The organism is Verrucosispora sp. WMMA2121, from assembly GCF_027460185.1.
Taxonomy (GTDB): Bacteria; Actinomycetota; Actinomycetes; order Mycobacteriales; family Micromonosporaceae; genus Micromonospora; species Micromonospora palythoicola.
This window is the reverse complement of record NZ_JAPZBH010000006.1, coordinates 1,761,955-1,782,760: the sequence shown is the minus strand read 5'-3', so window position 1 is coordinate 1,782,760 and position 20,806 is coordinate 1,761,955. Positions and strand designations below refer to the sequence as shown.

12 protein-coding genes are annotated in these 20,806 nt (G+C 67.6%); 7 read left to right on the top strand and 5 right to left on the bottom strand.

Annotated features, from left to right (window positions below; genetic code table 11):
- The first annotated feature begins 3 nt into the window (after positions 1-3).
- The gene (locus tag O7605_RS17010; RefSeq protein WP_269740091.1) at positions 4-297 is read left to right on the top strand and encodes a hypothetical protein; all 294 of its coding nucleotides are present in this window, start codon (positions 4-6) and stop codon (positions 295-297) included.
- Here the strand turns inward: O7605_RS17010 and O7605_RS17005 are convergent.
- Positions 283-1,752, bottom strand: a complete 1,470-nt coding sequence (locus O7605_RS17005) for a tetratricopeptide repeat protein (protein WP_269740090.1) — start codon at positions 1,750-1,752, stop codon at positions 283-285. The two genes, O7605_RS17010 and O7605_RS17005, sit on opposite strands and share 15 nt — an antisense overlap.
- Positions 1,749-3,119: an NB-ARC domain-containing protein gene (locus O7605_RS17000; RefSeq protein WP_269740089.1), complete on the bottom strand. Its 1,371-nt coding sequence runs from the start codon at positions 3,117-3,119 to the stop codon at positions 1,749-1,751. The genes O7605_RS17005 and O7605_RS17000 overlap by 4 nt, the downstream gene beginning before the upstream one ends.
- Positions 3,120-3,280: 161 nt before the next feature.
- On the opposite strand from O7605_RS17000, the gene O7605_RS16995 reads away from it, so the two are divergent.
- Positions 3,281-3,487: a hypothetical protein gene (locus tag O7605_RS16995; protein WP_269740088.1), complete on the top strand. Its 207-nt coding sequence runs from the start codon at positions 3,281-3,283 to the stop codon at positions 3,485-3,487.
- A 1,327-nt stretch (positions 3,488-4,814) separates the two neighbouring features.
- Here O7605_RS16995 and O7605_RS16990 read toward each other — a convergent pair.
- Positions 4,815-5,216, bottom strand: coding sequence for a hypothetical protein (locus O7605_RS16990; RefSeq protein WP_269740087.1), 402 nt, complete (start codon positions 5,214-5,216; stop codon positions 4,815-4,817).
- A 620-nt stretch (positions 5,217-5,836) separates the two neighbouring features.
- Here O7605_RS16990 and O7605_RS16985 point away from each other — a divergent pair.
- The 4 genes from O7605_RS16985 (at position 5,837) to O7605_RS16970 (ending at position 10,963) form a co-directional block, all read left to right on the top strand.
- Positions 5,837-6,280: a hypothetical protein gene (locus tag O7605_RS16985; RefSeq protein ID WP_269740086.1), complete on the top strand. Its 444-nt coding sequence runs from the start codon at positions 5,837-5,839 to the stop codon at positions 6,278-6,280.
- A 392-nt stretch (positions 6,281-6,672) separates the two neighbouring features.
- A complete protein-coding gene (locus O7605_RS16980) occupies positions 6,673-9,609 on the top strand; it encodes a tetratricopeptide repeat protein (protein ID WP_269740085.1) in 2,937 nt (978 codons plus the stop codon).
- A gap of 314 nt (positions 9,610-9,923) precedes the next feature.
- Entirely contained in the window at positions 9,924-10,730 is an 807-nt protein-coding gene (locus O7605_RS16975; RefSeq protein ID WP_269740084.1) for an HNH endonuclease, read from the top strand.
- A gap of 8 nt (positions 10,731-10,738) precedes the next feature.
- A complete protein-coding gene (locus tag O7605_RS16970) occupies positions 10,739-10,963 on the top strand; it encodes a hypothetical protein (RefSeq protein WP_269740083.1) in 225 nt (74 codons plus the stop codon).
- 438 nt (positions 10,964-11,401) lie between these two features.
- On the opposite strand, the gene O7605_RS16965 is transcribed toward O7605_RS16970, so the two are convergent.
- A complete protein-coding gene (locus O7605_RS16965; RefSeq protein ID WP_269740082.1) occupies positions 11,402-16,738 on the bottom strand; it encodes an ATP-binding protein in 5,337 nt (1,778 codons plus the stop codon).
- A 24-nt stretch (positions 16,739-16,762) separates the two neighbouring features.
- Entirely contained in the window at positions 16,763-17,425 is a 663-nt protein-coding gene (locus O7605_RS16960) for a hypothetical protein (RefSeq protein WP_269740081.1), read from the bottom strand.
- Between the two features lie 244 nt (positions 17,426-17,669).
- Here O7605_RS16960 and O7605_RS16955 point away from each other — a divergent pair, with 244 nt between their 5' ends.
- On the top strand, positions 17,670-20,768 hold the full coding sequence (locus O7605_RS16955; protein WP_269740080.1) for a tetratricopeptide repeat protein: 3,099 nt from the start codon (positions 17,670-17,672) through the stop codon (positions 20,766-20,768).
- Positions 20,769-20,806 lie beyond the last annotated feature (38 nt).

The following is a 20,806-nucleotide window of genomic DNA, read 5'->3' as shown; positions in this document are numbered from 1 at the left end:
CGGGTGGCCGGTCCGATTCTGGCCGGCGAGGCCGGTGCGGGTGGCGTTGTGGAGGTCGGCGCGGAGCCGGTCGTATTCGTCGCGTGGTGCGGCGGGATGATGGTTGACGACGAGTCCGGCGAGGAATTGCCGGTCGGCCCGACCGCGGACGCGGGTCTTGGCTGGATGGACTCGGAACCCCTCCTCGCGGGCGATGTCGGTGACGTCGGCGATCGGGTCGTGGATGCGGCGTGGGGTGAGGTCGCCAGAGAAGGCGAGGTCGTCGGAGCTGAGCTGGCCAGCCTAGCCCCGCTCTAGTTGGTCGAGCGCTTCGCGGTGTTCGGCGAGCTCCGGGCTGTCGATCTGCTCCTCGATCCGGATGGCGCGGCGCAGCAGGCCCGCCGCCTTGACTGTGTCGCCCCGCCTCTCAAGGATCACGCTGAGGTTAACCAGCGAGGTGGCCTGCTCGTCCAGGTCGCCAGTCTCCTCGTGGATGGCGAGTGCCCTCTCGTGGCAGCGCAGCGCTTCCTCGTCGTCGCCGTCCCGCTGGTGGATCAGGCCGAGTGTGTTGAGCGTTTGGCCCTCGCCGTTGACGTCGCTGATCTCGCGGTGCAGGCGCAGCGCCTCCTCGATATCGTCGCGGTCGAGGCGAGCAAGCCCGCGGTTTGCATATACCGCGGCTATCCCCTCCTTTAGCCCCAGTTCGGTGAAGAGCGGCAGCGCAAGGTCGAACTCAGCCACGGCGCCGTTCTTGTCGCCAGAGCGGTAGCGCAGCAGGCCGATGTTGTTGTGGGCGATGGCCTCACTCTCACGCGACCCGGCGGCGAGCGCCGCAGCTAACACACGCAGGAAGTACGTCTCGGCCTTGTCCGTCTCGCCGAGATCCGCATGGATTGTGGCGAGGTTCCCGATCGTGGTGACGCGGTCGTGAGTCGGGGGAAGCCCGGCCTCGATTTCGGCCGCCTCGTGCAGCATGGCGAGCGCTCTCCGCGGGTCGCCGAGCTGGTGGTGCAGCAACGCGAGGCTGTTCAGGGTGGAGGCGTGGCCGGCGTCATCGCCCAGCCGCTGGTACAGCGCCAGGGCCTGCTCGTTCCGCTCGACCGCCTCCGCTGAGTGCCCCAGGTCGGCGTGGGTCCAGCCGAGATGCCTGAGGATCGGCGCCCTGACATCGTCATAGGGTGCCTCGTCGAGGGCACGTTCAAGCAGGTCCAGCGCCTCCTGCCGGTTCCCTAAACGCGAGTGAGCGTGACCGAGGTTACTCAGCGCCGTCGCCAGGCCCTCGCGGTCGCCATCGGGCGTTGTGAATGCCTTGATCGCCTGAATGTAGGAACGCACGGCCCCCCGGTAGTCGTCGGTCGCGGCCTGCACACGGCCGATGTTGTTCAGCGCAAAGCCGCGAAAATCCGGGTCGTCCTGCGGTCCCAGTTCAGAAAGCGTCCGCCTGAAGTACCCCAGCGCGGTGTCCCAGTGCCACAGCGCGCCATGGGCCTGTCCCAGACTGATCAGCAACCTGAAGCGGTCGTTGCCAGCGGCGCTCGAGAGGGCATGCTCGCCGTGCCGCACGTACTCCTCCTGCAGATCTGCGTGATCGCAGAAGCGCCGCATCGCTAGCGTGAAGGCGACGGCCGTGTCCGGGTCGTCGTCGGCGCGGTCCCAGGCGGCGAGTACCTGGTCGAGTGCCGGCCGGATCGCCTCGGTGTCCTCCTCATCGGCAGCAACGAGATTGAGGAACTGCCGCGTATGACGGATCCTGTTCCGGTCGCGGCGGCTCATGGCATCTGCCCAGCGAGCGCATCGGCGTAGTCAGCCAGCAGGGCGTGCATCCAGTAACGGTCGTCAGCCTGCCGCTCCACCAGGCCACGGCGGGCCAGGTTGCTGACGGTGTCCTCGGCCTCCTCCTCCGAGCACTCCCAGAACTCGGCCACCATTCTGATCGTCCAGGTGCGAGGTTCGCCGCCGAACACCCCGAGATCCGCAAAGCGTTCTCGGTCTTCGTCGCTTAGCCTGTCCACGCTCATGCCGAGGATCGCGCCGAGCGGCACCGGCCCGTCGCCCAGACCGAGCCGTCCCTCCTCTTGGGGCAGCGCCAGCCGGCGCTCGCTTTCCTCGATCAGCCCTTGAACGAGTCGTCGTATGCGGCCGGGCACGACGGCCATCGCCAGGTCAAGGCCGGCCAACTTGATACCGAGCGGCAGGTACTCCATCCGGCGGCACAGGTCTTCCGCGGCTGTACGGTCCTGCTCGACTGCTTCGGGCGCGAGGTCGGTGAGAAGGTCGAGCGCCGCACCTGGTTCTAGAACGTCCACCGGGTATGCATGGCTCGGCGGCGAGAGGACGTTGATCTCTCGTGTGGTGTACAGCGTCCGGCTCCACGGACCGCCGATATCGAAGTAGCGGGCATGGGCCGGTTCCCACACGTCGTCTACGACGATCAGGTAGTGGCGGTCGCGAACGTTCTTTCGCAGTTGCTCGCTGCGCGCGCCGTTGTCCTCCTCACCCAACAGGTCGACCTCCAGCCTGCGGGCCCACTGGTCCAACAGCGCGTGAATCGGCGGCTTCGGTCCCAGTGAAACCCACAGCACCCCATCCGGCAGAGTATCCGTCACCGCGCGCTCGTCGCTCAGCACCATCGCCAGCGTTGTCTTGCCAATGCCGCCGAGACCACGCAGCGTCACCGGGGGCACATTCGTCGCATTCGGTTCGCCGAGGCGAAGCAGCTTGCGCAGAGCCCGCAGTGCGCTGTCCCGGCCGACAATCCGGTGACGGAGATCGGGCCTCGGCATCGTGACGAGACGCGGCTGGCCGGGCGCCACGGACTGCGGCCGGACGCCGCCGAGCCGGGTGTAGAACTCGATCCACTCGTCCATGACCCGCCGGTGCTCAAGCGACTGCTCGCTGATCTTCTGCACCTTGAGACATGCAAGGAGGACCGGCTCGACGAACCTCGTCCAGTCCGGCCACGTGCCCGGGGAAACGGCATCCCGCCGAACGGGCAGGTAGCGCCCGACCGTCGAGTCGTTAAGCAGGCCATCGCCGTGCTTCACAAGCTGGGCATTGGTGACACCGGCGCCGTCCCGATAGTGCCGGAGAGCATCGAGCAGTTCGCGGGCCGTTGCGCCTCGTGCCGAGTCCTTCGCCACGCTTCACCTTCCTGGACCCACGTGGGATGCGGTGCGTTAAGTATCCGCCACCACCTGCGGAGGCGCCCGCTCCGCGATTCCCAAATCCCATGAGCTTGGGAAACGCACGCTGCCGATCGGACGATCGCTGCCACAAGACACGCGCCATCAGGGAGAACATGATGCGAGAGCAAGTTTGGTTCGTGATCGTCGTGGTCGTGCTCGCCACTGTGCTGCCCCCGATCGCCGGTGCCGCCGGTGCGGCACTCACCCGACTCGCCGGACTCGGCCGCGCCGCGATGATCGGCGCCTTCGGCGGCGTGGCCGCGTTCACTTTTAGCGCTGTCATGGCACTCGCCATGCTTGTCGCAACGCTATGGGCGCGATGAATCACCCACTCGCCGAACGAGCCGCCGGCCGATGGACGTAGGCGGCCCGCGGAAGCATGCGCCAGCGGCAGCGCGCGACGCAGTAGCGTTGCTCAAGGTGGCTCCCGCCTCCCGGGCGTCGACGCCCTAGATTCCGTGGATCACGACGCCAACGGCTGGGCATTGCCCGTGCGAGTAAAAGCACATCGATGGCGTTCGACCGGGCAGGACTCGGGTCGGGCCCGCCCTTCACCTCCTGTGAGTGATTGGACGTGACGGCGCTGTGATCCTCATGTCGGACTATGGGTGTGCGGGCGGGGGAAGCGCGGCTGTCGATCGACTGCGGAAGCGCCACCACCGTCGCCGTTTTGGCCTGGGCTGACGGCAGCGCGTCGCCGTTGTCGATCGACGGGTTGCCCTACCTGCCGAGCAGCGTGTTTCCTGACCGAGGATGGGCAGGTGTGGACGGGGCAGCGGGCGTGGCAGGCCGCCGCAGAGCAGCCGAGCCAGCTCATTCCGAGCCCTTGCCGCCCATCCGACAACGATCTCGCCATCGATGCCGCGCGTGTGGATGCGCTGGAGCTGGCGGCGGCGCCCCTGGGCCGGACGGCGGCCGAGGCGGAGCGGGTCGCGGGGTGGGCCGGTGCGGGACGTGCGGCTGGTGGTGCCGGCGGGGTGGGGGCACGGCGGCGTACCTGGATGCGGCAGGTCGCGCACCGGGCCGAAGTTGCTACAACCACGTCTGGTGGAAGCCCCGGTGGCCGTGGCGGAGCATCTGCTAGCCACCGGTGTGCAGTGGCCGGTCGGGTCGTTCGTCGGGGTGTGCGACGTCGGCGCGCGGGCGGAGGTGACGGTCCTGCGGCGGGGCCCTGCCGGCTTTGAGGTGCTCGCGACCCTCGCCGATCCCGCCGCCGGCGGCGGCGCCGTCATCGACCAGGCCCTGACGGCCGCCGTCACCGGCGAGCGGGACGCCTGCGATGAGGGGGCGGGCCGGTGGATCATCACTGCTTCCCGCAGTTGGCCTGCACTACGCTGCCGTCGCGTAATGGCGCGATGCCCAAGCAACGGTCTACGACTGGGCCTAGCGGCACGGCCTCCGTGTCATGAGGGAGCCCGGCAGGTACGTCCAGGTGGGCATCGGTACTCACGACTGACGCGGCCTCGCCGGGCACCTGACCGGCGATTTGTTGGGCAACGGCGGTCTTTATTGGCTTGGGGATACGTTTGACCACGGCGGTGCCAAAACCATAATCCGCGCGCGGCAGAGGGATTGTGGTCCGGCCGTGACGGGTGCTACCGCGGGCCCCGTCCTACAACCGGCTGCAGCTCCGCGGGCTGGTGGCACCATTCACATGGTCGTCGTACGCCGCTGCGCGAAGATCGCGTGCAGGATCCACACTGGCGCCCAGACGCCGAACGTGCAGATCGTGAGCACCAGGTGCACCATGTGGGCCCCGGTGCTGAGCGACGTCTTGGAGACGACCGGCTGCGACGGTGGCGGGTACACGACCATCGGGTAAGGCTGTGGCAGGTGCTGCTGCGGGTAGGGCGGCTGTGGTGGGGCGCCCTGCGGCGAGTAACCCTGCGGCGAATAAGGCTGTGGCAGGTGGTGCTGCGGGTAGGGCGGCAGCGGTGGGGTGCCCTGTGGCGAGTAACCCGGGGGCGGATAAGGCTGTGGCAGGTGCTGCTGCGGCGGGTAGGGCGGCTGCTGAGGCTGCGGATGCGGGTAGGCGCCCGGATCGGTGTCCAACGTGACTGGTCCTTTTCCCTGGTCAGGTACTGCCCGACCGTAGCTGAACGTCTGCCGATGCGAGACCCACCAGACGGGCGACCCGCCATCGGCCGGGTGTGATCCGTCAGCCGACGGTTGGGCCGCACGTCAGCCAGGCGTGTCGGTGCTTCTTTGCAGTGAGGTAAAGAGCTCATGGCGAAAGCCGTGGCGGGTTGGGTTCGGTGTGACCAGGCGGTCGCCTGGTCGTAGCATGTGGCGGTTTTGAGGCAGAGCCGTGGAGAATGCCGACGAGGCGGCTGCCGACTTGCCGTAGCGCGGGCGTTCACAAGACGAGCCCCTACATACGGGGAAGGGTAAGAGAGTCTGCGGACGCCTCCCGCGATCGAGCGGGACAACTGTAACGATTCGGTCTACAAAGACCCCTGCCGCCTGACCCTAGGAGGATGTTTTGCCCTGCCCTTCACCGCACTACCCGGGAGGCCGGGCAGGCCCGTAGGTGCACGCCTAGTGGTTGCACGAGACCCCTAAGGGCGAAGCGCGCAGGTCGGAGGTCAGCGCCGGTCGGCAGGCGCTGCTTCAATGAAACGTGTGGAGCTAGTCGGGCTAATATTCGATGCGCCGTCGAGCCTTGCAGGGTAGTGGCGCTTTTCCTCGCCGTCAAGGCTTACAAGGTCGCGCAAGGCTCGTATCAGGTGTCCAAGGAGCAGGGGCGGAGTGCCTTTGAGCTGGAAGTCCTGAGGGACCTTGCTCTGAAATTTGACGGAGGTGCCTTCGCGGAGAAGGCCAAGGATAACTGGCCGTCCAAAGCCTTGCTTCCTTCAGACTTCATCGCGCGACTAGCCATGATTCCGCGCGTCGACCTTCCACTGTGGCGGGAGATGGCGAGGACTCCTGGAGGCACGCAGGGGGCTGCTGACCGGATGAGTCTGGTCGATGCTCGCATCGAGGAGGCTTTTCTCAGGAATGGGATAGGTCTGGAGGAGACCGCCATAGGGCAGTTCATCGAGGAGCGCAAGTGGAACTTTCTTGCGGGAATGCTTCATGAAGACATCCGCAATGAAATCGCGGCTCGGCTTCAGTAGAGGGCGTGGCGCAATGAAGCGCCCGGCTCTCATCTCGGAATGCCGGAGGCCGTGAGTCGTGGGTACCGTTGGCAGCCGTGGCCACGGCCGGGCAGCGGTTGGCGCGGGTCCGGTGTTGCCCCCGATCTACAGTCTCGCCAGCGTCACCGCCGGCTTCATTGCCGCCGCCGGCCTACACGCCCTGAGCACGTTCGGCGCACGGCGCACTGGCCCGCAGCACGCTTGTCGGCTTCGGACTGGTCTCCCGTTGGGACGGTGCGACGTATTGGTGGTGTGCTGCTCGGCTACGTGCGCGTCGTCAGGGGCGGCTTTGCTGGTCCCGCCTCTTGCGGGAGGCGAGGTATGGGGAAGCGGGTTTGCGGCTCTCCTAACGTTTCGGCAGCCTTGGACCTGTGACTACTGCGGCACGGGGCGCAATCGGCGGATCGGCTGGCGAGGTTGGCAGCGCCCACCGGGCAGCGGCAGCCGCATTCATCGTGGTGCACGGTCTACTCGAAGAGGAAGTTCAAGGGCTCCTCCCGCAGCGCGGCGGGGCTCCAGTCTTGGTCAGGCTCGAAGTTGACGAGCCCACGGATGACATCTACTGCGAGTTTGCCCTCGGTGGTCGCGCCTGGGTACAGGCGAAGCATGAGCTGAGCGTGGGAGCCGATGGAAGGGGCCTCAAGCCGGTCATCGAACAGTGGGTCGGCATGATCCGCGATGGGCGAGTCGAGCCAGGCGATGGCCTGGTACTGGCCGTGGGGCATCTGACAGGTCCACTCGAGCTTTTGAGGGAGGCACTCAATCGGCGGCGAGACCCCTATGGCGGAGCTCCGACCGGTGAGCAGCAAAACGTGTTGGACCTCGTGAGAAAACAGTTTTGTCTGGCAGCATCCGACCTCCCAACCGAAGCTGCGGAGCGGCTCCTCGACCATGCGGTGATCTGGCATGTGGATGCCGCTGACGCGGAGAACATCCTAATCGGCGAACCGGTACTTGGTCGGGACGCCCGTCTGGGGGCTATCCTGCTGCGTTCCCTAGTCGAAAAGCCGGATGCCGCAGCTAGAGCCATGGCGCTCCTCACGGTGGCCGCTCGCGCCTATGCGGCCCGCCGCTCCGGAGGCGACATGGCCGCTTGGCGCCGGGCGCTTTCCAATGAGGGAGTCAGAACCACCGCTTCTCCTCCAGGCTCCCGGATTGACGCATGCGACCCCTTGAGTCTGGGCGTCCACCGTTGTATTGAGCTCAGCAATCCCCGCAAGTCAGAACTGCCGCCGTACGTTGAGCGAGAGCATGACTCGCGTTTGCGGGATATCGTCGACGACGTTATCCAGGGTGAGAGTCGAATGGCGACTTTAGTGGCTGGATCGTCTACCGGAAAGACCCGCGCTTGTTGGGAGGCGGTGCTCTATCTGAACGAGCGGCAGCCTGGCCGGTGGCGTTTATGGCATCCCTACAGCCCCACCCACGTGGATGCGGCTTTGGAAAAGCTAGACCGGGTCGGCCCCTACACCGTGGTATGGCTCAACGAGGTGCGGCGGTACCTCGCTCCGACAGATCCCGAGGCGGGCGAACGTATCGCCGCAGGACTGCGGCGTCTACTCAACAGCCCCGATGGCGGACCAGTCCTGGTCCTCGCTACGGCGTGGCGGGAACAGTGGAACGAACTGGTCCGTCAGCCCAGCCGCGACCGACCCGACTTGTATTCACAAGCCCGGGAGCTCCTGGCTGAAACCTGTATCGAGGTCGCTGAGAGCTTCACCGTGGAGCAACTGGCCACACTGCGGACGAGGGCCGAAGACGCCCGATTGCGCCATGCCGTCGAACGTTCCGATGGTGGCCGCGTCACTCAATATCTTGCCGCCGCACCGGAGCTGGAGAACAAGTACCGCCTTGCCGAACCGCAGGCCCGGGCGGTAGTCGACGTCGCCATCGACGCTCGTCGCCTCGGCCATCCATCGGACATCCCACGAGACCTCCTCGAGAAGGCAGCCCATGGATACTTGGATGACCATGAGTGGAACCGGGCCTCGGATGACTGGCTCGGCGAGGCCCTCCGATATGCCGGCGAGGAGTGCCGGGGAGCAGTCAGCCTACTCACGCGTATACGACCACGGCCTCACCCAGCCGAGGGCAGTGGCCGTCCCTCCTACCGGTTGGCCGACCATGTCGAGCAGATCGGCAGCAGGGAGCGGGCGCTCAGGTTCCCGCCAGCCAGTTTCTGGGAAGCCGTTGGAGATGTCGTGGAAGACGCCAGCCTGCTTTTCACGATCGCCCGCCACGCGGACAACCGGGGCCGTTACCAGCGAGCTATAGCCCTCTATCTGCGGGCAGTGAGCAAGGGAAGCATGAGGGCGGTTACTCAACTCGTCCGCTTGTGGGAGCGTGCCGAGGATGCTGCCAGCGCGGAGGCGATCTGTTTCGAGTTCCTTGACAGAGCGGATCCCGACATCCTGTACGTTGCGGCTCGACTGCGTCACCGGGGAGGCGATCTTGGTGCCGCTGAAGTGTTGTACCGGCAGGCGGCTGAGGGTGGGCGAGGGGAAGCGGTTGAAGACCTGACCGATCTCCTTTGGAGAGTGGGTCGCCGCGTCGAAGCAGAGGAGTTCGCAGCACATGCAGCCAGACTGCTGCAAAGAACCCATGGCCTCGTTCGCGTGGCGCAGCTGCTAGAAAAGGCGGGTGACCTCGCAGGTGCTGAGAAATTTTGCCGAAAAGCCATTGGCAATGGCAATAGCCTCGCGCTTATCAGATTAGCAAAACTGCGCAAGAAAGTCGGCGATCTTTCTGCGGTCGAGCATCTCTACAGGCAGGCCGTAGACTCTGGCCACACGGGAGTGTTGGTCAGCCTCGCGGATCTGCGCGAGAGGTTAGGCGACTCCGCGAGCGCGGAGCTCCTCTACCAACAGGCCGTCGAAAAGGGCCACTACGGGGCCTTCGCCAACCGGGCGCGACGCCATCACCAGCTCAACGACCACGCGCGCGCGGAGCAGTTCGCCCGACAGGCTGCCAAGTACGGGGACCTTCGCACCTACGACAAGCTGATCCGGCTACGGCTCAGATCAGGTGACCGGGACGGCGCCGAGCGCCTATGCGGACAGGCGGCTGAGTACGACCAAGATTGGGCGCTGACCAGACTGGCAAACATACGCGCTCACGACGGAGACACGGCGGGCGCCGAAAAGCTGACTCGGCAAGCGATCGAACTCGGCGTCCCCGGGGCGGTCGAGAGGCTAGCGAAGCTGCGGGAGCATGCCCACGATCCCACAGCGGCTTACCGGATCAAGCGTTTCGGACTAGATGACAGCGGCCGCCCTGCAACCTCCCTGCCGCGCTACCTTGAGGTCTGACCAGAACCGCTTAGACCTGCAAAGGTGCTGCAGTGAGGATTGAACCCATCCCGCATTGTTGTCGGCGACGAGTGGGCGTACCGCGCGCGTGACGACGTATCCTCGGAACGTATCAAGATCACGGCGCTTGCGCCGAAGACGACAAGCGTCCGCGTTTCGGCGGCACGGCCGGGACTTCCTGGTACGGACGGACGACAGGGCAGGCCGTGGTGCTGGGGCTCGCAGCCGGTCGAGGCCGCCCGAAGCACCGCCGAGCAGCAGCACGTCGCCCTGGCCGGCAGCGGCCTCGCCGCCACCGACGCCGGGCCTTCCCGGTGACCACCCGTCGCCGTGCTCCGGCTTCGGTCCGCTATGGCGGGGCCGACGACCGCGTGCTGCGGCTGGCACTGTTAGAGGAGTGGGGATGGCGCTGTTACTGGCGCGGCGAGCCGTTGACCGTCTCCACCTCGCAAATCGACCACATCATTCCGCGCACCGTGACCCCGGCCCGGCTCGCCGACCTCATCGTGCGGCACCACTTGCCCGCTGGCTTCGACCTGCATGAGCCGGCCAACCTCGGCCCGATCTGCGCGTCCTGTAACAACGACAAGAGCGACGGCGACTACCTCGAGGCACCTGTCGTGCACGCGAAGCTGGTCGACGCAACCCGGCACGCGCCGGCGGTCGTCCGGCGGGTCAAGGCCCACAAGACGGCCGTCACGGTCGGCCGCGCGCTCATTGACGCCGCAACTGCGGACCTGACCGGGCCCAAAGTCCGCGATGAGTTTCTGGAATGCGCGCCGGCGGTCGTGCAGACCCTGGCGCTGCTAGACGAGGACCGGGCCGACTTCTTCGTGTACCGCGGCCTCGTTTTGTACCTCAGCGGTGACATCATGCGGTCGTCCTTCAACCTCGATGCCCGAGGCCGCGCGCGGTACGCGTGGGTGGAGGAGATCTGCGGTAGGGCCTGGCCGGGGCTCATCGAGGACGGCATGCGCCAGATGGTCGCCCATGCAGAGGCATCGCTCGAGTGGGCCATACGTAACAAATGCGGCGACACCGCCGGCGTCGTATCTAGCAGCACCGACAGTCTGACGGCCTTGATGGACATCGCCGACATCCGCCGCGACGGCAGCGTATGACCTGCCAGGTGAGCGGACAGCTAGAGGCTCACTACAGCGCCCTCGTGCACGACGTCGATCCCGACGCCCCCGACCTTGAGATCGTCTACATCGACGTGGAAGCACACGTGGTCACCCGGTTCCTTCTCGCCGTGTCCTGGAATCTCACCGCGGCCCTCACTGAACTCCCCACCACCAACGTGGTCATCACCGGCACTGATGTCGATGTCGGGACCGACCGGATGTGGAAATGACCAGGCCGAGCAATCCTTCCCTGGATGCCCGGCCAGCGGCGAGTCTCCGAGCTACCGGCAACCTCACCCTGCACCGTGGCGGGCGGCATCGTGGAGCCGAGCATGGCATCTATGGAACGATGCTTGCACGCCTCTGTGCGACGACGAGGGAGGCCGGTAGCTGCTTCGCGACGCCCTCTACGTGAGGCAGGCAGAAACGAAGCGGGCGGACCCATGCGGTCGCCCCATGCGGTCGCCCCATGCGCGGTGAGTGAGCCTTTTACATGAGGCGTGAGCGTTGCCGCTGGCGGGGTCTCAGCCCTTCGGCATCATCGGCCGATGTCGGGCTCCACTACTGCAGGGCGGCGTGGTTAAGAGGCGTTCGGTCACACGAACCGAAACCGTTCAGCAACTCTACGCGACAACGAAGTTCAAGGATGCCCGTGTAGATGCGGGCGGTCACAACCAGCGGTACTCCAGACGCAGACCTTGGCCGACGAAGCGATACCGGCCGCGGCTCGCCGGGTCGAACGGGTTCGGGAGCATACGGATTTGGCGGTTCTCATTCATGACGTTGGTGATCACTAGGAGCCGCCACCGCCGGTTCCGAGCGTTCTCCTGCGCCGCGATGACCTGAGTCTCGCCCAGCTCGATTCGACCGCCCTCGGCGAGGGTGGCCTTGACCTCGTAGTACCAGCTGCCGCGCCGGCCGGGGACTTCAAAGTCCCAACCCAGGCTGTCGTCACCGGTGCCGGGGTAGACCCGCTCACGGTATCCCGATACCCAGCATTCCGGGCTGAAGTCGGCGCCGTACTGCCGCTCCAGCCATCGATAAGCGAACCACTCGCCAGCGAAACCCACCCCCAGCTTTTGCAGGCTTGACAGCTCGGACGCGAACCCACCGCCGCCGAAGCCGCCACCCGCGATCCGGCCGCCGGGGCCGGACCGGGCGTCGGTTTCCTTGAGGCCGGTGAACCTGCGTGGAGCGGCCAGGAACGCGGGTGTTCGGTCCAGCGAATTGTCGAGAGCCGCGCGCAGCGAGGTGAAGCCGTCGTCAAGGTCGAATGGTTTGTCGTCGATGTTCACGGTCCGCCGCTGCCGTTCCCGTTCGGCGCGTTGCTGCCGCTCCTCGGCTTTCTGGCGGTCGAGGTCGTCGGGGGTGAGACCAAGCGCGTCAACGTCATCGGTCGCGGGCATGTCCGTCGGCCAGACGCCGAGAGTTTGCAGCCAGCGGAGCACGTCCGGAAGCGTCAGCATGGCGAAGTCGAGCGCGCCGGCCGAGTCGAGCGTTGCGCGCAGCGCCGGGCCTGCCGACGCCTCGTCCGTCCACGGCGCGGGGACCGGGCGGCTGTGCCGTTCGAGCCAGGCGCGCACGAGCTTGGCCAGCCTGCCGGCGGCGGTGTCGACCAGCTCGGCGTTGGCCTTGGCGCAGTCGCTGCGGCGCGGCAGAGGGGGGCCGCTTTCTGGCGGCTGTTCGCCCAGCCGCGCCGTGAGTTCCTCCTCGACGCGCGCCGCCATGAGATCGGTCGAGAGGACGTCGACGGTGGTGCCCCACTCCGGGTCCGGGGCGAGCAACTCAACCCGCCGGAGCTGGGGCCAGTCCGGCTGGGGGTCGCTGGCCGCGAAGCGGTCCCACCGATGCCAGCGCAGCCGGTCAAGCAGGGAGTCGCGATGGTGGCGTACGTAGTCGGCGAAGTCCTCGGAGTGCTGCGCGCCGTAGTCGATGAGCGGATAGCGCCCGCCCATGCCGGACAGGGTGGCGTTGAGTTCGCGTACGGGTATCTTCAGCTGCTGCTGGAGCGCCGCGAGCGTCGGAGCGTCGAGCGCGGCGGCAAACAGCTCATCCGGCTCGTGGTCGAGTCGGTAGGCCAGCGCAGTAAGCAGGTCTCGGGCCTCCTGCTCGCTTTCCACCGCCGGTGAGTCGGGGTCGAACGGCGCAGCCGACTCGGCGTCCAGGTAATGCGCGACGACGGGATAGAGCCTATGTAGTAAGGGTCGCAGGGAAGACTGGATTCGCCGCGCCATCGTCCGGACGTCCTCGGCCGTGACGTCGCATATCTCGGCCACGTCGTCGTCGGCGAGCTGGGCGACGGGGACGCCGACCCGCCGGGTCCGCTCTGCGGCCCACCGGAAGGTGCGGGCGTAGTCCCGCCGGCCGATGAGGTATGCCAGCGGCTCCGCCATCGCCTCCAGCATGTCCCAGTCCAGCTCCGTCTCCGCGCCCTCGACGATCAGGGAAGGATGCGCGGCGTGCGGCATCGGTAGCACCCCGTGCAGCCGGTCCGGAAGCCGCCGGGTTTCCTCGCCGAGACGTACCTCGACCGTGCCAGCGAAGGCGACCCGCACCCGCCGCAACGCGTCGAGCGTGTCGTCGAACGCCCGCTGACCGAGGCGGCTGAACTGGCTGCGCTGGTGTTCGAGCAGCGTCGCCGCGAACAGCGGCAGCCACGGCAGGATGCCAACGATCGGTCGGGCGCCGGCGACGGCCGGCGGGCCGAACTCGTATCCGTCCAGCAGCACGACCGGCGTGACGCCGCTGGCACGTGAAACCCGCTCGCCGAGGCGGCGGCGCAAGACGGCGGTGACCGTCTCCGGATGCGCGTCTACCTCGAGGACCCGCCACCCGAAGTCGGCCATCAGCCGGAGCAGGCTCTGCTCGTCGTCCCGCGACGCGACTACCACGTCGGGCGGCTCCTGGTCGCCACTGGCCGACTCGAGCGGCAGGGCTGTCGACGAGCCGCCGACGTCGACAACGAGGTAGCCCCGGGTGTCCGGCGGGAACGGCTCCACCTCGGCGCCACGGGCGGCACAGGCCACCCACGCCGCCCGGTACGTGTTGTGGAACTGCGCCGCGTGCATCTCGGTAACCGCGCCGGCGTGAAAGAGCGCGCCCAGGTGGCGCACCAAACGCGGGGCATCGGCGTCCCGGCCCCACACGCCCAGACCCAGCTCGGTCAGTCGCCGCAGCGCCACCGGGTCGTCGTCGAGCAGATCCCGCATCGGCTTTGCGAGCAGCGTCGCGAACCGCGGCGGCACGTCGTCACTGCGAACCGGAAACGTCCAGCACTCGGCCGGCGTCGCGAAAGCCCCGCCGCTCTGGCCGGGTCGTTGCGTCGGCAACCAGGCCACCGTACGCAGGAACGCGCCGAGCGGCGTGCACCGCCGTTGCGGGTTCTTGTCGCCGGGCCGGTCGCGTTCCCAGACGGTCGCAAAGGCGTCGGCCGACCAGGCGCCCTTGAGTCCGCGCAGGATCTGCCGTGCCAGGTGCAAGCGCACCCGGTCGGTCAACCGTTCCCAGTCGGCCTGTCCCGGCATCCACCAGAGCGGGCTTTTCACCACGTAGGGGGTGGACGGATACCACGCAGCGGACGTCGTCGGCAGGACCTTCGCCCACTGGTCGCGGACCGGATCGGGCAGCCCGGGCACGGCCGAAAGCCGATCGCGGGTCAGGTTGCTGCCGTAGATCCCGCGCCCGTCGGATACAGACCTGAGCGGCACCACCTCGCCAACGCCGATGCGCCGCAGGAAGGCAACCCAGTCGGCAACAGGGTCGCCGGCTCGCATGACCTGCGCCGGAGGTGCCAGCAACCGGCCTGCGAGCGCGTACAACTCGGCCGACCGGTCCTCTGGAGTGGCCGCGATCGCGGACAGCTCCTTGCCGGTGGTACCCGGCCAGTCGGACGAGAACAGACAGTCCTCGGCGGCCATCCAAACGCCGATCGCAGTCGGCAGTCGCAAGCCCAGGGCAGCCAGGTCGGTCTTGATGCGGGCACCGCTGCGGCTCAGGTTGAAGACGAACGTCAGCGCGTCCCGGGCGACCCGCTGCGCGCGGCTGTCGGCGAGCACGGCACGGATGTGTTCGAGGATCCCCCGCGTCTCGAAGCCGCGCACAAGCCGGTTGTCCTGCAGAAACTTGCGCGCCGGGGTCTGTTGCCGGTTGACGTGCCAGGTCAGATCGCCTCGCAAATAGAACAGCCGGCTGGACAGGCTTGCCGGCAGCGACAGGTCGGCGCCGGGGTCGACGTCGTCCTCGTCGACGATCCGCTGGGTCGTCGGCGGGAAGAACGGCGCGGCCTCCCGGCTCGCGGATGTCTCGCCGGCCCGCCGGCCGGCGCACGGTGCCAGCTCGTCCGAGTCGGTCAGCAGAATGCGCCGCGCCCGCAACGCCTCGGGCGCCTTCTCGAAGAGACGCGCGACGTCCGCGTAGGCCCGGTCCCAGTCGCTGATCGGGCGGCGGTCGCGCTGCATCACCGCCATCATCTGCTCGACCCAGCCGGCAAGACGCTCCGGCTCCGGCGTCACGTCAAGTCCGAGCCGCGACAGCAGGCTCCTCAGCCGCGCCTGCCGGCGCATCGGCAATTCCCGCAGGAACTCGGCGCCGCTGGCTGCTGTCGCAAACGCTGCGGTCAGCATGCCTGTGTCGGGTACGGGCCAGCGCCATGCCGCAGCTGGTGTGAGCCAGCGGCCGGCCGCCTGCGCGGGCAACAGCGGGCGTTCACCCAGCGGCCGGCCCTGCTCCTCCGCGCGAGAGGTGAGCAGCCCCAGACGGTCGTCGTCCCAGCACAAAAGATCGAGCACAGCCGCAGGGGCGGCGTCGTCCGGCCAGCCGGTGAGCGCCTCGGCCGCGTCGAGGCAGAGTCCCGCCGCCGAGGTGAGCAGCAGCCGGTTCAGCGGGTTCGCCTCGTCGATGTCCGTGCGGGACAGGTCGGTGAAGAACGGCGCGTTGAGGTGCCCCGCGAACGGCGACGGCGCCTTACGGCCCATCGGCAGGAAGGTGTAACGCCGGCCGACATGCGCGTCCGCAGCCCCGTACGGCACCGCGACCGAGACGTCGACCGCCGCCGTCGACTCGGCATACCTGGGGTCGAGCTGACGCCGGTCGATCGCCTCCTGCACCGCACGCCGGTAGGCGGCCGGATCGACCCGCCGAGACAGCACCAGATAAGTGCCGTCCTCGTCCAGCGTCACAAGGTCGCAGGCGAAGTCATCGGCCGCCACCGGCGCGCTGCTGCGTACCCGGGTAAGCACCCGCTCTTCGCTGGCGGAACCGTCCTCTCTCCGGACAGTGACACGTTCCAGCCGCTTCAGGAACAGCATGAGCGGCACCTCTGACGCTTCGAGCTCGTCGAGGCGCTCGGCCACCGCATCGACGGCGCCCTCGTCGAGCGGCAGCCGCACCACGGTGGCATAGCCGTCGGCCCACAGCGCCGCCACCCGAGCGGGCGTCCCCTCGGCCGGCAACGTGATGCTGTAGAGCGAAACCTCGTCGATGATCTGCCGAGTGAGCACCGGATCTGCGCCAACCAGCCCTGGCACGTCGTCCTCGGTAGCAAACCGGAAGCAAAACCCCGGATCTCCATTGTCCAGCGTGCTGTAGACCTCCGGAGTCGCGCATATCTGGAGCACGCTCTTGAAGCCGACACCCTTGTTGCCGATACCCTCGCCGATCGGCTTGTCGCTCAGCCCGAGTGAGCGGATCCGCCGGGCGTTGCTGGCGGTGAACCCGCGCCCAGTGTTGGCGACGTAGAGAGTGCCGTGTGTGCCCTCGCCGCGCGCCAACACCACCGCGATGCGCCCGCTGCCGGCGTCCGGCGGCTGCGCGTCGTACCCGTTCTGGATCAGCTCGAACAGGAAGCGGCCGCCGTACTCCCGCATCGTCTGGCCGATCATGCTCTTCTGGCTGCGCGCGAAGTCCTGATCCTCCCGGGTCATTAGCTGTGCCCGGACGAGGCGCTCGGCCCGGTCACGCAGCTGCGCGTCGGCCTCGGCACGTGAGGCCGGCTCGGTACCTTTCATCTGCTCTGTCTCCCCGGGGTGGAACTACCGCCTCTTGCGTTCCAGGCTGCTGCGGAGGTTCTTCGCGCCCACCTCCGAGACCCCTGCGTGTGCCAGGGCATACCCCACGGCAGTGTCGACGTCGATCAGCCCGCCGCGCAGCACGGCGTCCATTGCCTTGCGGGCGTGCTCACGCTCGTGACTTCCGGTCCAGTTGTTGTGCCCGCCGAAGAACAGGGCCCGGTCGAGGGCCTTCTGCGCCTCGGGGTCCAGCGCCGGCACCTGCGGATACACCCCGGACAAGTCCTCTGCCCGGGTCCCGGCAGCCCATCCGGCCAGCGGGGTCATCGCACTCTCCAAGACCACCAGTGCCGATCCGCGCGCCAGGTCAGTCGCCTGGCGCAGCGACCGGGCGTCCGGGTGGAACGCCACTACAGCGCCACGAGGCCGGTTTCGGTCGAGCGGGTAGCTGAACCGGTAGCGGCTCGCCAGCCGGTGGACCGGGCCGGGGCCCCCGTGCGCCTTCGCCGCGTTGTAGAACACCACCGGGGTCACCCCGTCGGCGGCAGCCTGCTCCTCGATCCACTGCACCGCAATCTGCTCGAGTTCCTCCCACCGCTCCAGGTTCTCGTCGATGTCAGGGATCCACGCGGCGACCCGCAGCAGGCTCGGGTGCTGCCGCGAGGGTTCGTCCGGCTGATTGGTCACTCCACGCCTCTTTCGTCAGTCATTGCGGCCAGTGAACCAGCAGGGTTCGACATGGAGCCAACCGCCGAACGACCTGAGGTTCCCCGGGGCCGTCGAGGGCGGCCGAACGGGGAGCTGCAGGCATGTGGACCACGAGTGTCAGAGGCGGTCGTCTACTGGAGCCGCCCTTTGTTACTGCCTCGTTGGACATGTCCGCTGTCCACCGGGGACGTAGCGCGTCAGAGTTTAGGCTCATCATGGTCTTGTGGCATACGAGCTGAGCAGACTCAACGAGCGGCGATTCGAGGAGTTGTGTAGGGCGCTCGCGGTGCGAGTGCTGGGCCCAGCGGTCCAGGCTTTCGGCGCGGGACCGGACGGTGGCCGCGAGGCCACCTTCGACGGCGAGGTGTCGCTTCGGCCTGATTGGTGCGGCTACGGCGTCCTCCAGGCGAAGTGCCGCCGGACCGCTGGTGGTGTCGCCGATGCTCAATGGTTGTGCCAGACCCTCACGAGCGAGTTGGACCAGTGGCTTGATCCGCGACGGCGGCGCGTCACCGACGGCCGGATCCCGCAGTACTTGATCGTTGCCACGAACGTCCGCCTTTCCAGCGTCGCGGGGCGCGGCGGCATCGACCGCGTCAACGACCTACTCAGCGCTTACGGGCAGCGCCTCGGCCTCAAGGGCTGGGCCTTGTGGGACGCCAATCAGTTGTCCGCCTACCTGGACGCCTATCCCGAGATCAGCCGACGTTTCGCGGAATTCCTCACGCCCGGTGATGTCCTGGCGCAGGCCATGGACACCATCAATGATGTCAACGAAGCCCTGCGTGAGCGGCGGAGCGCGGCCGGAGCGCCGAAGCGCCGGGTAGTCGACTGGGAGCCCTTCGACCTGGGCGTGCACCGCTCTATCAGCCCGGCGGAGCAGGTCGCGACGACGCTGCCGGACTACGTCGGTCGAAGCCATGACGCGAACCTTCGCCGCCTGCTGCACCCCATGCCCATTAACGGGGTGTTCGTCGTCCTCGTCGGTGGCTCGTCGACCGGGAAGACGCGCACCGCATACGAGGCGGTCCTGACGTGCCTGCCGGACTGGGCGCTGGAGTTCCCCACTACCGCGCTCGCCTTGCGGGATCGGCCAGCGAGTCCACCCTCAGTCATCTGGCTTGACGAGGCGCAGCGATATTTCAGCTCCCCGCACGGCGAGGCGGCGGCCGTCGCCCTGATGGAGATACTGCGATCGAACGCGCCTGTGGTCGTGATCGGCACCCTGTGGCCGCAGTACTGGCAACGCTTCACCACGCAGCCGAACCCGGGCGACGCCGATCCGCACCATGAGATTCGAACACTGCTGGCCCGAGCCGTCCGCATCGACGTGCCGCCGACATTCCTACCCGCCGATGTCGAACTGGCCCGGTCGCGCTCCGATCCACGCCTCCGCGACGCCATCGCGACCGCCGGATCCTCGAATCGGATCACCCAAGCACTGGCAGCCGGCCCGGACCTCATCGCCGCCTACCAGGATGCCGATCCGTACGCCCGAGCGCTCATGCTCGCCGCAGCCGATGCCCGCGCCGCCGGTCGCGCCGCCCCGCTGTCGGCGACCATGCTCGAACACGCGGCGGCAGGTTATCTCGACGAACAGCAACGGGCCCGCACGACGCCCTGGTTCGCCGCGTCCATCGCCTACGTCACCCGGATGGTCAAGGGCGTCATCGCTCCGCTGACGCCGGTGCGGTCTCAGCCCGACCTCGGCGAGCCCGACGGCTACGTGCTCGCCGACTACCTCCTTCAGCACCTGCGTCCCGAGCAACATATGTATCCGCTGCCCCCACAGTTGTGGACCGTCCTGCTCGCCGACCCAGGCCCGCTTGAGGACCAGCTACGCCTGGCCAGGGAAGCCGAGGAACGCCACCTCTACCGCGACGCGGTCACACTCTGCGCGCCTCCGGCCAACCAGGGCTCACCCGGCGCGGCCATGGCCATCGGCGTGCTCCTCAGCCGGCTCGGCCGGCACGACGAGAGCGACCCCTGGGTAAGACGAGCGGCCGAACTCGGCCATAAGGGCGCCATCAAGTCGCTCGCACAGCGGTACGTGTGGGACGCGACCTCGGGTCAAGAGGTGCACGAAGACCCGGCTGACGCCGAGCGACACCTGCGACAACTCGTCGCGAACCCTGACGATCTTGACTCTCTTGTTCGGCTCGTGGACCTGCTCACCGACAGCGGACGCAGCGACGAGGCCCACCGCTTGTTGACGGGACGCGCCGAACAAGGCGACCCCCCTGCGCTCGTCGTGCTGGCCAACGTGCTGTACGAGCAAGACCAGCAAGGCGATCTGGAAACCCTGCTGCACCAGCAGACCGCCAAGGGCAGCCCGATCGCCGCGATCCTGCTCGCCGGCCTCATGGATGAACTCGGCCGCGCAGAGGAGAGCCAGACACTACGCTCGACCCTTGTCCAGAGGATCCCCGCGGATACCCTCCAGCACTGCATCGAACTACTGATCGAGGCCGACCAGTGGCGCGGAGTGGACGACTTGTTGCGACACGCAGCCGAAGAGGGCCATGCCTGGGCCATGCAGCGGCTCGCCGGACTGCTCATCGAGGACGGCATCGAACTCGACGACGATCCCGAGCTCTTCGAAGAAGGCGAAAGCTGGCTGCGGCGGGCCGCCGACGCCGGCGACAAGCACGCGAATCTGCTGCTGCCCAACCTGCTAGACCGCCTAGGCAAGACCGAGGATGCGGCGGATGTCCTCCAGCAGCGTGCGGCCACCGACGACCAAGAAGTCCTAATCGATGTTGCCGGCCAACTCATGCACCTCGGGCATCACGACGAGGCGAACGAGGTGCTTGGGCGGTTGACCGCCGGTGGCAAACCCCAGGCGCCGGTTCGGGTCGCGTACTTCCTGCGGCAAGCCGGTCAGCCGGAGCAGGCCGAGGCGCTCCTTCGCGAGACGGCCACCGAGGACCTGCACGCGCTCGTCGAACTGGCCGGCATGCTCGCCGAAACCGGGCGGACTGCTGAGGCGGAACGACTACTGCGTGGCGTGGCGCAACCAACGACGGAAGTGTTGTCGGCGCTGGCTGATGTACTCGAGAAGGACGGGCGCGCGAAGGAGGCCGAACGGGTGCTTCGCGACGCGTGCCTGGCAGGTGCTTACCTCATCGATCTCCAGTTCCGCTTGAAAGGGGCCGAGGCGGAGCAATTGCGCCGCTACGGGCTAGAGCCTGATGGGCGAACCGCAGCGCCGTGGCGCGCCCCTGAGCCCACCCCCGAGGTGGGCACGGCACTCAACGAATATCCACCGTTCGCGGAGTGGTTCGGTCTGCCCTATCCCCGTTATTCGGAGCTGGGGCCGTAGGCGCCGACGGCCGCTGTTCGCGCGGCGAGCGCGGACGA